The organism is Gemmobacter sp. LW-1, assembly GCF_001303875.1.
In the GTDB taxonomy this organism is placed as follows: domain Bacteria; phylum Pseudomonadota; class Alphaproteobacteria; order Rhodobacterales; family Rhodobacteraceae; genus Gemmobacter; species Gemmobacter caeni.
Genome location: NZ_LJSC01000059.1, coordinates 41,654 through 55,214, shown reverse-complemented (window position 1 = coordinate 55,214; position 13,561 = coordinate 41,654). Strand labels below are relative to the sequence as shown.

The 13,561-nt window shown below is 66.2% G+C and carries 10 protein-coding genes and 1 tRNA gene; 7 read left to right on the top strand and 4 right to left on the bottom strand.

Features of this window, described 5'->3' with window-relative positions; genetic code table 11:
- Window positions 1–775: 775 nt before the first annotated feature.
- Window positions 776–852: transfer RNA gene (locus AO684_RS18765), tRNA-Arg, on the bottom strand.
- A 261-nt stretch (window positions 853–1,113) separates the two neighbouring features.
- On the opposite strand from AO684_RS18765, the gene AO684_RS18760 reads away from it, so the two are divergent.
- The gene (locus AO684_RS18760) at window positions 1,114–2,148 is read left to right on the top strand and encodes a LacI family DNA-binding transcriptional regulator (RefSeq protein WP_054304264.1); all 1,035 of its coding nucleotides are present in this window, start codon (window positions 1,114–1,116) and stop codon (window positions 2,146–2,148) included.
- Between the two features lie 19 nt (window positions 2,149–2,167).
- On the opposite strand, the gene AO684_RS22090 is transcribed toward AO684_RS18760, so the two are convergent.
- Entirely contained in the window at window positions 2,168–2,710 is a 543-nt protein-coding gene (locus tag AO684_RS22090) for a peptidoglycan-binding protein (protein ID WP_054304263.1), read from the bottom strand.
- A 648-nt stretch (window positions 2,711–3,358) separates the two neighbouring features.
- Here AO684_RS22090 and AO684_RS18750 point away from each other — a divergent pair.
- Window positions 3,359–5,842, top strand: coding sequence for a DEAD/DEAH box helicase (locus AO684_RS18750; RefSeq protein WP_054304262.1), 2,484 nt, complete (start codon window positions 3,359–3,361; stop codon window positions 5,840–5,842).
- Between the two features lie 18 nt (window positions 5,843–5,860).
- Here the strand turns inward: AO684_RS18750 and AO684_RS18745 are convergent, their stop codons facing one another.
- Window positions 5,861–6,484 (bottom strand): enoyl-CoA hydratase/isomerase family protein, encoded by a 624-nt coding sequence (locus AO684_RS18745; protein ID WP_054304261.1) that lies wholly within the window; start codon window positions 6,482–6,484, stop codon window positions 5,861–5,863.
- Window positions 6,481–7,233, bottom strand: a complete 753-nt coding sequence (locus tag AO684_RS18740) for an SDR family oxidoreductase (protein ID WP_054304260.1) — start codon at window positions 7,231–7,233, stop codon at window positions 6,481–6,483. Before AO684_RS18740 ends, AO684_RS18745 begins: the two co-directional genes overlap by 4 nt.
- A 117-nt stretch (window positions 7,234–7,350) precedes the next feature.
- Between AO684_RS18740 and AO684_RS18735 the strand changes: the two genes are divergently transcribed.
- From AO684_RS18735 to AO684_RS18715, 5 genes are all read left to right on the top strand, one after another.
- Window positions 7,351–8,862, top strand: a complete 1,512-nt coding sequence (locus AO684_RS18735) for a DUF2125 domain-containing protein (protein WP_054304259.1) — start codon at window positions 7,351–7,353, stop codon at window positions 8,860–8,862.
- Between the two features lie 66 nt (window positions 8,863–8,928).
- Entirely contained in the window at window positions 8,929–10,461 is a 1,533-nt protein-coding gene (locus tag AO684_RS18730; RefSeq protein WP_082401116.1) for a M24 family metallopeptidase, read from the top strand.
- A gap of 56 nt (window positions 10,462–10,517) precedes the next feature.
- Complete coding sequence (locus tag AO684_RS18725) at window positions 10,518–11,858, top strand: TldD/PmbA family protein (protein WP_054304258.1); 1,341 nt, start codon at window positions 10,518–10,520, stop codon at window positions 11,856–11,858.
- A complete protein-coding gene (locus AO684_RS18720) occupies window positions 11,845–12,627 on the top strand; it encodes a 3'(2'),5'-bisphosphate nucleotidase CysQ (RefSeq protein WP_255349806.1) in 783 nt (260 codons plus the stop codon). Before AO684_RS18725 ends, AO684_RS18720 begins: the two co-directional genes overlap by 14 nt.
- A complete protein-coding gene (locus AO684_RS18715; RefSeq protein ID WP_054304257.1) occupies window positions 12,620–13,519 on the top strand; it encodes a hypothetical protein in 900 nt (299 codons plus the stop codon). The genes AO684_RS18720 and AO684_RS18715 overlap by 8 nt, the downstream gene beginning before the upstream one ends.
- Window positions 13,520–13,561: the final 42 nt, after the last annotated feature.

Sequence of the window (13,561 nt, the reverse complement as noted above, 5' to 3'; positions counted from 1 at the left end):
CTCAACCTCGCCACCCTCTGGCGCAGCACCGCCGCCGATCTGGAGGCCCTCCGCCTCACCGCCAGCGCCGCAATCGACGCCGCGACGACGGTCGAGGAGGTCGGCGCGGCGATGGCAGGCCTTCCAGCCTGAACCAGAAGCGCCATCCGCTGACCTATGCGGGTGGCGCATAGCTCGCACATCGCCATTTCTCCTAACGCATTGAAATCATGTAACTATGAACTGGAAGGCCGCCAGTTCCGAGTTTCCGGCCCAAAAACAGGGGTTTCGGGGGCGAAAGACCGGGTGAAATCCCCATAAGGTGTTGAAAAGACGTAACTATGAACTGAGTTGAAAAATCCGCGCACGAGTTCCGAGTTTCGCACTTTCCCCGGATTGGCTGAATCGCCCTGAAACAGCCGTTAAAGCCAAGTTTTATTGATGTTTTCGGGCGATTAGCAGCTCGGGTCCGGGCGCCAGCGAGGGCGCGGATCACGCTCCGGCCACCTGTTTGGCCCGGTATTTTCGTCGCGACGGCGATCACCGCACCGGAGCCGTCCAGACACGCCACCATAGCCTCACAGCCTCGGCAAGCGCCTTATTTTATTGAGGAAAGACGGTTGGCGACGGGTAACGACACCTAACGACGGATAGGGCAACGCACTCTCTTAAAAACCCCTATGTTTTTGTCGCGTTACAGCACTCCTCCTCCGTTCGACAGCTGGGCACGGAAAATCCGGACGGAAGCTGCATCCACACCGAGGCGGCGAACCGCATCCATCTGATTTTAAATAAATGGTGACCCCGACAGGACTCGAACCTGTAACCTGCCCCTTAGGAGGGGGCTGCTCTATCCAGTTGAGCCACGGGGCCTTGTGGGCCTTCTAGCGGCGATTTTGTCGGTCTTGCAAGACTTTCCTGTTCTGGCACAACGAAAAAGGGGGAGCGCTTTTGGCCCATCGCTCCCCCTTGGTCCCTCGCGCCGGTTGAGAGCTTGCTGGCGCGGTGGATACTGGTCGGCAGGAATGCCGTTAGCGCTATCAATAACAGGGAAACAGGCCTTGGACAAGGGGAAGCTTTGGCGCTAACAAGGATTCACGTTCTTGCGAGAATTTTGCAGAAGGTCCAACAAACGTGTCCAAGCCTCCCGTTGCCGATCCGCGCCGCACCCTGACCCTGCGGGACGTCTCCGAAGCCTCCGGTGTCAGCGAGATGACCGTCAGCCGGGTGCTGCGCAACCGCGGGGACGTTTCCGAAACGACGCGGGAACGTGTGCTTCAGGCAGCGCGTGACCTGGGCTATGTGCCGAACAAGATCGCCGGTGCGCTGGCGTCCCAGCGGGTCAATCTGGTCGGTGTCATCATCCCCTCGATGTCCAACATGGTTTTTCCCGAAGTGATGATGGGCATTTCCGAAACGCTGGAGGATACCGGCCTGCAACCCGTGGTCGGCATCACCAACTACAGCCCGGAGCGTGAGGAGGCTGTGCTTTACGAAATGCTGAGCTGGCGCCCCTCCGGTGTCATCATCGCGGGGCTTGAACACAGCCCGGCGGCGCAGGCCATGCTGGAAAGCGCGGGCATCCCGATCGTCGAGATCATGGATATCGACGGCACGCCGGTTGACAGCGCGGTCGGCATCTCGCACCGGCGGGCCGGACTGAAGATGGCCGAAGCCATCGTGGCGGCGGGGTATCGGCGCATCGGGTTTCTGGGCACCAAGATGCCGGATGACCACCGCGCCCGGAAGCGGCTGGAGGGGTTCAAAGAGGGGCTGGCGGCTGCGGGTCTGTCGCTGGCCGGCGAGGAATATTATGCGGGCGGCTCGGCGCTTCTGAAGGGTCGCGAAATGACGGGGGCGATTCTCGAACGCAACCCGGATCTCGATTTCCTTTACTATTCAAACGATATGATCGGTGCGGGCGGCCTGCTTTACTGTCTCGACAAGGGGATCGACGTTCCGGGGCGGCTGGGGCTGGCGGGCTTCAACGGGGTGGAGCTGCTGGACGGGCTTCCGCGCAAGCTGGCAACGATGGATGCCTGTCGCCGCGAGATTGGCGTACATGCGGCCGAGATCATCGCGGGCAAGCGCCCCTCGGGTGTGATCGGCGGTGAGCGGATCGAGTTGTTCCCGACGCTTGAGCCGGGCGACACCATCCGCAAGGGATGATCGCGCCCGGCCCGGAGGTTCAGTAGACCAGCCCGTCGAACAGGCCGTAGACCCCTGCAGCGCTGCCAAGGTCGCGGCCGCGTCCGCGATCATTGGCATAGGCCACGATGGCGGAATAGGTGCCGGGGCCGAAAGCGCCATCAATGCCGCCCCGGTAGTAGCCGCGCGCGGCCAGGCCGCTTTGGATCCGGCGGCGGTCGTAGGCGCTGTAGGAATTGAAAGCCTGCGCCGAGGGCGTCATCCATATGCTCGGGCGCGAGGGCTGCTGATAGCGGTCATAATGCGGGGCGGGGCGGTAGACCTGCCGATAGACGGGGCGGGGCTGCACATATTGCGGTTGCACATAGCGCGGCCGCTGGTTCCGGCGTGCCTCGTCCAGCAGGCGGTCGACCACCATGGCGGCGGCCACCCCTTTGAGGAAGTTGCGTTCATTCCGGCCAAGCGCCTGCGCGGGGGCGGCGGCGGTCAGGCCGATGGCCAGCGCGGTGATGGTGGCAATGGCGGCACGGCCGAACCGGCGCGGTGCAGTTGATGCGGGAGCAGAGATGACAGCGGGCAGCATGTCCGTTCCTTTCTGTTTGCGGATTCGCTGTCCCGACAGATGCACCCCGTTGCTGCGCTAGGCAAAATCGGTGGCCTGTTATCGGATAACAAGGCAGGTTGACCGGCTTGGGCACCCTGGCCGGGTAGTGGGCAATCCGATGATGGGACCAGAAGTTGCCGTGCCAGCGAAGGGTGGCGCGACGCTATGGAAGATCGACCTTCATAGGGCTTTCCAGGGCCGTCTGGACTTGACGGAGAACAGCAGGTTTACCGGGTGCCATCACCCTGCTTTTCGGCCGGGCAACGGGGGGCGAGACGACGTGCGGATCGTCCGCGATTTCATATCGGTGACGGGCGTGAGCTGCCAGAACCGCGCGAGGGGCGTGATGAATTTGGCGGTGACGCGGGCGGAGACTCTTCCGATGGTCGGGGCGGAGAACATTTGGATATATCGCGGCGCCGGGGCCGGGGCTGCGGGTTACCATCGGCAGCTTTCTGGCCCATCGGTGCCTTGCCAGGTGCCGCAGGGCTATACAAGGGGTGGGATTTGCTGTAGGCGCGGCGGCAAGGCTCCGAATGATTCCGGGGCAGCACGGGCAGGGAGGCCCGGCTGCAAGGGGAATGGCAGGGCCGTCACAGGGCCTTCCCGCCCCTTCAGGTAACAGACATGACTGATCTTCCGATTGCGGCCCCGCTGGCAGCGGCGCTTGCCGCCAAGGGCTATGAAAGCCTCACCCCCGTGCAGGAAGCCGTTCTTGCGCCCGAATTGCTGGGTCGCGACGCGCTGGTTTCGGCGCAGACCGGCTCGGGCAAGACCGTGGCCTTCGGCCTTGCCATGGCGCCCGAGGTGCTGGGCGGCGCGGATATCCTCAAGCCCGCCGAGGCGCCGCTGGCGCTGATCATCGCGCCGACGCGCGAACTGGCGCAGCAGGTCGCGCGCGAACTGGAATGGCTTTATGCTGAGGCCGGCGCCCAGATCGCCACCTGCGTCGGTGGCATGGACTACCGCACCGAACGCCGCGCGTTGTCCTTCGGCGCGCATATCGTCGTGGGCACGCCCGGCCGCCTACGCGACCATATCGAGCGCGGCAGCCTTGATATGTCGCTGCTGCATGTCGCCGTGCTGGACGAAGCCGATGAGATGCTCGACCTTGGTTTTGCCGAGGATCTGGAGTTCATTCTCTCTGCCGCGCCGGAAGGCCGTCGCACGCTGATGTTCTCGGCCACTGTGCCGAAAGAGATCGAGAAACTCGCGTCCACCTTCCAGCGTGACGCGATCCGTCTGCAAACGGCGGGCGAGGCCAAGCAGCATGGCGATATCGAATATCGCGCCTTCAACGTCAGCCCGCGTGACCGCGAACACGCGATCTTCAACGTGCTGCGCTACTATGAGGCGCGTACGGCCATCGTGTTCTGCAAGACCCGCGCCAACGTCAATCATCTGCTGGCGCGGATGGGCAACCGGGGATTCCAAGTCGTCGCCTTGTCGGGCGAGCTGAGCCAGACCGAACGTATGCATGCGCTGCAAGCGCTGCGTGACGGGCGCGCGCGGGTCTGTATCGCCACGGACGTTGCGGCGCGCGGCATCGACTTGCCGGGGCTGGAACTGGTGATCCACGCCGATCTGCCGTCGAATTCGGAAACCCTGCTGCACCGTTCGGGCCGCACCGGCCGGGCGGGCAACAAGGGCGTATCCGCGCTGATCGTGCCGCCGTCGGAATTCCGCAAGGCCACGCGCTTGCTGCAAGGCGCCAAGGTCGTGGCGGAATGGGCCAAGGCGCCTTCGGCTGACGAGGTGCAGGAACGCGACGATGCGCGGCTCATGGAACTGCCGCTGCTGTCTGACCGGCCGGGCGACGAGGCCGCGCTGGCGCGGGATCTGATCGAACGCTATGGCGCCGAACATATGGCAGCGGCTTTCGTGCGGTTGTGGCGCGATGCGCGTTCGGCGCCCGAGGTGCTTCAGGACATGGCGCCCCCTGCTGCGGCGGCCCCCTCGGCCCCGCGCGACCGCAACGCCTTTGGCGAGGCGGAATGGTTCCTGCTGACGGTCGGCCATGAGGGTCGGGCGGAGGCGCGCTGGCTGTTGCCGAAAATCTGTGATGGTGTCGGCATCACCAAGAACGAGATCGGTGCGATCCGCGTGCAGCAGACCGTGACCTTCGTCCAGATCGCCAAGGCGGCGGCTGGTCGCATCGGGGCGCAAGTGGAGCTTGAGCCCGGCCTGAACATGGAGCGCGTCGAGGGCGAGCCGCAGTTTGGCCGCCCGGAACGCGGTGGCCCGCGTCCTGAGCGCGCCCCGCGCCCGGACCGTGGTGACCGGACTGATCGCGCGCCGCGTCGTGACAAGCCTGCCTATCAGCCGAAACCGTCGCGCTTTGTCGATGAGGGTGAGGCCGCGCCGCGCCCTGCGCGGGAGGACCGCCCGGCCCGGGACCGGGACGAACGCCCGGCGCATGCCTGGGAAGATCGTCGCCCCGCAGCGGCTGAGGGAACCCGCAAGCCCTATGCGAGCCGCGAGCGTGAGTATCCGCAACGCCCGGAAGGCGCCGAGACGGAAAAGCGCAGCTACAAGCCGCGCGAAGCCGCGCCCTATGGCCGCAAGGCACAGGGCGAGGAGGCCGCTCCTGCGCGCAAGCCCTACACCCCGCGCGACTCCGGCGACCGCAAACCCTATGCCCCGCGTGAGGCGGGAGAGCGCAAACCTTACGCCCCGCGCGACGGTGCGGACCGCAAGCCCTACACGCCGCGTGAGGGTGGCGAGCGCAAACCCTATGGCGCCCGCGATACGGGGGACCGCAAGCCTTATACTCCGCGCGAAGGCGGGGATCGCAAACCTTACGGAGCGCGGGACGAGGGCGACCGTAAACCCTATGCGCCGCGCGGTGCCGGGCCCGAGGGCGGCGACCGCAAGCCGCGCTGGTCGGCGGGGGATCGTGCCACGAAGGGCGGCGATGCCAAACCGGCGGCCAAATCGGCTGGCTTCAAATCGCATGGCGGCGGCAAGGACAAGCCCGCCCGCGCGGCCGGAACGAAGTCGCACAAGGCGGAAGGCGGTTTCGCGGCGAAGTCCGGCAAGGGCAAGCCCGCGCCCCGTCCGGTGGATGCGCGCGACACCTCCAAGCGCTTCGTGCCGCCGAAGAAGAAGTAAGACGCGGATGCGGGGCATTCAGCCCCGCAGTGGCACCATTGCCTTGATCGCCGCGACATGGGCGGGGGTTGCCCCGCCCGCATCCTCTGCAAGCTCGGCTGCTGTGGCCATCAGGGTCTCCGGCGCGACGATGCGGTCCAGCAGACCCCAGGCCAGCGCCTCTTCCGCGCTGGCCTTTACACCTGCCATCAGGATCATCTTGGCCCGTGACGGCCCGACCAGCGCGGCCAGACGTCCGGGGTCCGACGGCTGTGGCAGGAAGCCAAGCTTCATCACCGGGTAGAAGAACTTCGCTCCCGGCACGCCGATCCGCAGGTCACAGGCCAGCACCATGCCCATGGCGCCCCCGGCCAGCGTGCCGTTCAGCGCGGCGATGGTCAGGCAGGGCAGGGCGGCGATGCGGCCCGACAGCCGTTCCCAGACATCGGCGGTGGCAAGCCCTGCGCGGGCTTCGTCCAGATCGGCCCCGGCAGAAAACACCTTGCCGGCGCCCGTCAGCACCAGCACCCGCGCGCCCTCGGCCCCGGCGCGGATCGCGAGAGTGTCCAGTTCCTCCAGCATGGCGCGGGTCAGCGAATTGGCCTTGTCGGGCCGGTTCAGTGTGACGGTCCAGACACCGCCGTCGACAGACAGTTCGATCATGCCAACAGCCCCACCTTGCGCCGGATGTTTTCGTCCCTGAGCGAAATTTCCTCGCCCCGCCAGTCATCGGCTTCGGGGCTGCACATCCACAGCAAGGCCTGCGCGGGCCAGTCGGCGGGAATATGGTCTGTCACCTCAAGACGGCTGACAGGGTTGATGCCTGATGCCTTGATCTGCACCTGCATCCCGGTCGCGACCGTGCCGGGCGACAGACCCATGACGCGCAGCCACTGGCCTTCCTCCAGATGCAGGGCGCGCGTCAGCATCGCCGCCCCGGCCTTCGAGGCGCAATAGGCGCTCCAGCCTTCCAGCGGCCGGTGCGCTGCGCCGGAAGAGATGGTGATGATCGTGCCTGTACCGGCGGATTTCATCACCGGAAGCGCCGCGCGGATGCCGTTGAACACCCCCGCCAGATTGACCTGCACCGCCTGCGCCCAAAGCGCGGGATCGGCGTCTTCGATCCGCGCGATCGGCTCGATCATTCCGGCGTTGTTGACCAGCACGTCAAGCTGTCCCCAGTGTGCGACAATCTGCGCCACCGCAGCCGAAACCGCCGCTGCATCCGCCACATCGCAGGCCAGCGCTAGGGCGCGATCCGCGCCGATATCCGCCGTCAGCGCCGCCATTTCCGCTTCGCTGCGTGCCAACAGGGCGACTTTCGCGCCTGCGGCCGCGAAAACCCGCGCCGCCGCCGCGCCGATCCCCCGGCTTGCGCCGGTAATCGCCACTACCTTCCCGTTCATCACCATGCCTTCTTCCCTCCGTCACGCAGGCTTGATACCTCATGTGACATCGCGCCGGAAAGCCTTGACCGGCCCATGCCACTCGCGGATGCTGTTGCATCATTACAGCAGGAAGGTTTCGTTATGACCCGATTGAAATTCATGTGCTCGACCGCCTGCGTGGCGCTTCTGGCGGGCAATGCCGCTTTGGCGGATGTGACTCCCGAACAGGTCTGGGAGAACTGGAAGACGCTCAGCACCTCCTATGGCCAGACGATGACGACCGGCAGCGAAGCCCGCGAGGGCGATACGCTGGTGATTCGCGGCATCGACCTTACGTCGAAGAACGAAGGGGCCGAGGCAGTGATGCATCTGGACGAGGTGCGCCTGAAGGAACAGGGAGACGGCACCGTCGAGATGACGATGAGCGAGACGTCCAGCATGACGGTGAAAACCGAAGCCGAGGGTGAGGTGCCCGCAACCACCACCGGGCTGACGATTGCCACCCCCGGCATGCGCGTCATCGTCTCGGGCACGCCCGAGGAAACCCGGTATGATTTCACCGGCTCCAGCGTGAAAGCATCACTGTCCGGCATCGAAGGCCCGAAAGACGTCCCCGAGGATCTGAAGCTCGAGGCGACGCTGCGCGGCCTTTCCGGCAATTACCTGGTCTCGGGCACGACCGATTTGGTGGTGACCAGCAATCTGGCGGCGGACAGCCTTGGCATTGTGATCAGCGGCACGGATACCGCAGACAACAGCAAGGTTGACGTCAAGGCCGACATGACCGCGCTGACCGGGCAGTCGACTTCGCGGATGACCGGCGGCGTGGCAGATGATTTTCTGGCCGCGCTGAAAGCGGGCAGCGCGATGGAGGGCAGCTTTGCCTATGCCGGTGGCACCATGGACATGAAGGTCGATGGCGCGGAAGGCCCGATGCAGATTTCGGCCTCCAATACCGGCGGCAGCCTTTCTTTCGCGATGGACGCCAGCCGTCTGGCCTATGGTGCCGGTGCGAAGGACGCACGCGTCACGGTCTCGGGCGCGCAGATCCCCTTCCCGCAGGTGAATTTCGGCTACAAGGAAGGCGCGTTCAATCTGGTGATGCCGGTTTCCCGAGCCGACGCCCCCGCCGATTTTGCCTTCCTGACCAAGCTTGTCGGGCTGACCGTCTCGGATGAGATCTGGGGCATGCTGGACCCGACAGCGCAGCTGCCGCGCGACCCGATGAACGTGGTGCTGGATACCAAGGGCAAGGTCACGCTGAACGTCAATCTGCTGGACGAGGCCGAGATGGCCGCGCTGGGTGAAGGCGCTCCGGGCGAGATCAATGCGCTGGACATCAACGAACTTCAGGTCACCGCCGCAGGGGCCGAGGTCACGGGTTCGGGCGCGCTGACCTTCGACAACAGCGATATGGAAACCTATGGTGGCGTTCCGGCGCCGACCGGCCAGATCGACCTGAAGGCCGTGGGCGTCAACGCGCTGCTGGACAAGCTGATGGCCATGGGGCTGGTCCCTGAGGATCAGATGATGGGCACCCGGATGATGCTGGGCATGTTCGCCAAGGTCGATCCCAGTGCGCCGGATACTATGACCTCCACGCTGGAGTTCAAGGACAAGCACTTCTTCGCCAACGGCATGCAGCTGCAATAACCTGCACCCGACATCCCTTGGGCCGCCCTCATCGGGCGGCCTTTTTCGTGAAAGGAAACGCCCCTCATGCAATCAGACGCGCTGTTCGCCCAGTTGCACCGCGAGGCCGAGGCGCTGGGCGGCGCGCGGCTCTTTACCATCAGTGTGCAGGACCCCGATGTGGGACTGGCGCGCCGGGCTTACAGTTCGGATCACACGGCCTATCCGCTGTCCGTGCCAAAGCCGATCCAGCAGGACGCCTGGTCGCGCCGCGTGCTGATCGAGGGGAAGCCCTTCATCGCCAATACCACGGCGGAGTTTGCGCCTTATTTCTTTGATCATGCGCAGATCAATGCGCTTGGCTGTTATTCCGCGATCAACCTGCCGGTGCTGGATGGCGGGCAGGTGATCGGCACAGTGAACATTCTGGATGTGGAAAACCACTTCACCCCGGATCGGGTGACGGCCTTGCAGGACTTGCTGGCGGCGCAACATGTGGCGCTGGTTGCGGCCATGCGCGCCGTGCCGGTGGGCGGTTCGGTGGCTGAGGCGCGTCTGGCGCGGTTGCGCGTGCGGATGGTCGAGGCGGGGGTGGATCTGGTGGCGCTGGCGCCCGGCGCGCATCTGCGCTGGCTGCACGGGTTCGCGCCGATGCCGGATGAACGGCCCTGCCTCGCGCTGATCGGCCATCGTACCGCTGGCTGGCTGATGCCCGCGCTGAACGGCGAGGAGGTGGCGGCGCACAGCGACTGGGCGCAATGGCGCTGGGCGGATGATCAGGGGCCCGCCGCTGCGCTGGCTGAGGCGCTGGCCGTGCTGGGTGACATTGGCACGGTCAGTCTGGATGAAACCATGCGCGCCGACCATGCCCTGCTGCTGCTGGACGCTCTGCCCGCTGCCGGTCGGATGTTTGCCTCGGAAACCGTGGGGCATCTGCGGCTTTGCAAGGATGCGGCCGAAATCTCCGCCCTGCGCGAAAACGCCCGCATCGCCGATCTGGCGCAACAGGCCCTGCGCGCCGCGATCCGCCCCGGCCAGACGGAGCGGCAGGTGGCCGAAGCCGCGCGCGCCGCTTTCAAGGCCGAAGGCGCGGTGCCGGAGTTCACCATCATCGCCAGCGGCCCGAACGGGGCTTTCCCGCATCATCACACCGGCGACCGGGTCATCGCGGAAGGGGACATCCTCGTCTGTGACATTGGTGCCCGCAAGGATGGATACTATTCCGACATCACCCGCATGGCGGCCTGTGGCACCGCGCCCGAAGGCTATGCCGAGGTACATGCCGTGGTCGAGGCGGCGGTGCAGGCCGCGCTGGCCGTTATCCGCCCCGGCATCCCGGCGCGTGACGTTGATGCAGCGGCCCGCGCGGTGATCGCGACGGCGGGCTACGGCGATTTCTTCACCCACCGCACGGGCCATGGCGTCGGGCAGGAAATCCATGAGCCACCCTATATCAGTGGCACGTCTGACGTGATCCTGGCGCCGGGAATGGTGTTCTCGGTCGAGCCGGGCATCTATCTGCCCGGCCGGTTCGGCATCCGGCTGGAGGAACTCGCCGTCGTCACCGAAACCGGATGCGAGATCCTGTCGTCGCTGCCGCGCGATCTCCATATCGCATAAGTCTTGCACGCAGGCGCCGGGCGGCTTAGCTCGGTCCTGCACAGGAAGGACATGCCATGACCGATCTCGCTACCCTGACCCATGCTCTGCTCGACGCGGCCCGTAAGGCGGGCGCCGAGGCTGCCGATGCACTGGCGGTTGAGGGCACGGCGCTGTCCATCGACATCCGTCAGGGCAAGCTGGAACAGGCGGAACGGGCCGAACAGATCGACCTTGGCCTGCGCGTGCTGATCGGCGGGCGGCAGGCCTGTGTTTCGGTCTCGGATACCTCACCGCGCACGTTGGCCGAGGTGGCGGAACGCGCCGTCGCCATGGCGCGTGAGGCCCCGGCGGACCCCTACGCGGGGCTGGCTGATCCGGGTCAGATCGCCCGCGACTGGGATCTGGCGGCGCTGGATCTTGCCGATGACGCGCCCGAACCCAGCCCTGCCGCGCTGGAACAGGCCGCCCGTGCCGCAGAAGACGCCGCCATGGCCCGCGCCGGCATCCGGCAGGTGGAGGCTTCCGCCGGCCATTCGCGCCGCCGCATGCACCTTGCCGCGACCAACGGCTTTTCCGGTGGCTATGCCCGCAGCGCCACCTCGGTTTCCGCCGTCGCTTTCACCGGCGAGGGCACGGGGATGGAGCGTGACTGGGCCGGGGAATCCCGCATCCATATCGCCGACATGCCACGGCCAGAGGAAACCGGCGCCCTGGCCGCCGAACGTGCGCTGGCGCGGGCGGGGGCGCGCAAACCGGCGACCGGCACCTATAATGTGCTGTTTGACGAACGGATCGCGCAAAGTCTGATCGGCCACCTTCTTTCGGCAGTGAATGGTGCCTCCATCGCGCGCGGCTCAAGCTGGCTGCGCGATGCTTTGGGGCAGCAGGTGTTGCCCAGGGGGCTGTCGGTGATCGAGGACCCGCATCGCGCGCGGATTTCCGGCTCGCGTCCTTTCGATGCCGAAGGGCTGCCGACGCAGCGCCGTGCCATTGTGGAAAACGGCATCCTGACCGGCTGGACGCTGGATCTGGCTACCGGGCGCAAGCTTGGTATGGCCTCCACCGCCAATGCGGCGCGCGGCACCACGTCGCCGCCTTCGCCCGCGACCTCGAACATCGACCTGACGCCGGGCACCGCCACGCGCAAGCAACTGATCGGGCAGATGGGGACCGGGCTTCTGGTGACCTCGATGATCGGCTCGACCATCAACCCGACTACGGGGGATTATTCGCGCGGCGCCAGCGGCTTCTGGGTCGAGGATGGCGAGATCGCCTACCCGGTCAATGAATGCACCATCGCGGGCAATCTGCGGACCATGCTTCTGTCGATGATCGCCGCCAATGATGCGCGGCCGCATTTGTCAACCCGCGTGCCCAGCCTGCTGGTGGAAGGGATGACGCTTGCGGGTCAATGAGGATGACCTTGTCCTGATCACCGATGCGGCCCGGCAGGCGGGTGCGCTGGCCATGCGATACTGGCGGCAGGCGCCGAAATCCTGGGAAAAGCCGGGGCAGGGGCCTGTCAGCGAGGCTGATCTGGCGGTGAACGCCCTGCTGCACGACTTGCTTTTGAAGACGCGTCCTGGTTACGGCTGGCTGTCCGAGGAAGACGCAGACACGCCCGAACGGCTGGCTGCCGCGCGGCTGTTCGTTCTGGACCCGATCGACGGCACCCGTGCCTTCATCGCGGGCGAGGATACCTTCGCCGTTTCGCTGGCCGTGGTAGAGCAGGGCATCCCGGTGGCGGGTGTGGTCCATCTGCCGGCGCTGGACCGCACCTATACGGCTGCACTGGCGCAGGGGGCGCGGAAGAACGATGCGCCGATCCGCGCCTCAGGCCGGGCCGGGGTCGAAGGGGCGACGCTGCTGACCACCGGGCCGAACATGGCGCCGGAGCACTGGCCCGGCGGGGTGCCGGACCTGAAACGCAGCTTTCGCCCCTCGCTGGCCTATCGGCTCTGTCTGGTGGCAGAGGGGCGGCACGACGGCATGCTGACGCTGCGCGATGCCTGGGAATGGGATATCGCCGCCGGGGCGCTGATCGCGGCCGAAGCGGGCGCCACGGTGACTGACCGGCTGGGCCAACCGCTGCGGTTCAATATCGCCCATCCGCAGGCGGCGGGGGTGATCGCTGCGGCGCCGGGATTGCATGCGGCGCTGCTGTCGCGCTTGGGCCATGGCTGACCGGGCGCTCCACCTCTATCTGCCCGCACATCTGCGGGCCGATCACGAAGCGGGCAAGACCAATATCCTCAGCCGCATCATCGAGGCGCTGCCGGATTGGGCGCTGCATCACCACCCGGAGGCTGAAGGCGCAGAGCAGTCCGCGCGTGGCGGCTATACCCTGACCCATATGCAAGAACCGCAGGACCGGCGCACGTTGTGTCTGCGCCGCGCCTATTACTATCCGTTCTGGCGGATCGAGCCGACCAACGAGCGCTGGAACTTCGCCGTCGCGCGCAAGGCACCTGATTACAGCCGCATCCCGCCCCGCGCCCGAGCCTTCCACGCGCGGTTGCGCGAACGTGTGCTGGCAGGGCGCGAGTCCACGCGCGAAGGCTTTGTCTTCATGCCCTTGCAGGGCCGCCTGCTGGATCACCGCTCGTTCCAAAGCATGAGCCCGATGGCGATGATCGCCGAGACGCTGGCCCGCCAACCCTTGCCGGTGGTGGCGACGCTGCATCCCGGCGAGACCTATACCCGGGCCGAGCGCGCCGCGCTGGCTGGGGTGACAGACCCGCGTTTCCGTCTGGTCGAGGCGCCTTCTGCCGAACTGCTTGCCCGCTGCGATCATGTGGTCACGCAAAACTCCAGCGTGGCCTTGCAGGCGATGATCGCGGGCAAGGGTGCGGTGTTGTTTGCCGGGATCGACTTTCACCACACTGCCGGTTCGGTCCTGCGCGACGGGATCGAAGCCGCCTTCGCGCGTGGGGCCGCGCCGCCAGACCGCATGGCCGAATATCTGTGGTGGTTCTTCCGGCACGAGGCGATTGACGCGCAGGCCCCCGACGCCCCGGCCCGGATCGCGGCGCTTCTTAAGGCCCAGGGCTGGCCAGTCGCCAGAACACCCGCATAAAAAAGGCGGCCCCGAAGGACCGCCCTTTCCGAAATTCAGCGC

Excerpts from the sequence above, each read along its gene's own strand:
- AO684_RS22090 (WP_054304263.1), bottom strand. The coding sequence starts at position 2,710 with ATGCTGCCCGCTGTCATCTCTGCTCCCGCATCAACTGCACCGCGCCGG.
- AO684_RS18750 (WP_054304262.1), top strand. The coding sequence starts at position 3,359 with ATGACTGATCTTCCGATTGCGGCCCCGCTGGCAGCGGCGCTTGCCGCC.
- AO684_RS18745 (WP_054304261.1), bottom strand. The coding sequence starts at position 6,484 with ATGATCGAACTGTCTGTCGACGGCGGTGTCTGGACCGTCACACTGAAC.
- AO684_RS18740 (WP_054304260.1), bottom strand. The coding sequence starts at position 7,233 with ATGGTGATGAACGGGAAGGTAGTGGCGATTACCGGCGCAAGCCGGGGG.
- AO684_RS18735 (WP_054304259.1), top strand. The coding sequence starts at position 7,351 with ATGACCCGATTGAAATTCATGTGCTCGACCGCCTGCGTGGCGCTTCTG.
- AO684_RS18730 (WP_082401116.1), top strand. The coding sequence starts at position 8,929 with ATGCAATCAGACGCGCTGTTCGCCCAGTTGCACCGCGAGGCCGAGGCG.
- AO684_RS18725 (WP_054304258.1), top strand. The coding sequence starts at position 10,518 with ATGACCGATCTCGCTACCCTGACCCATGCTCTGCTCGACGCGGCCCGT.
- AO684_RS18715 (WP_054304257.1), top strand. The coding sequence starts at position 12,620 with ATGGCTGACCGGGCGCTCCACCTCTATCTGCCCGCACATCTGCGGGCC.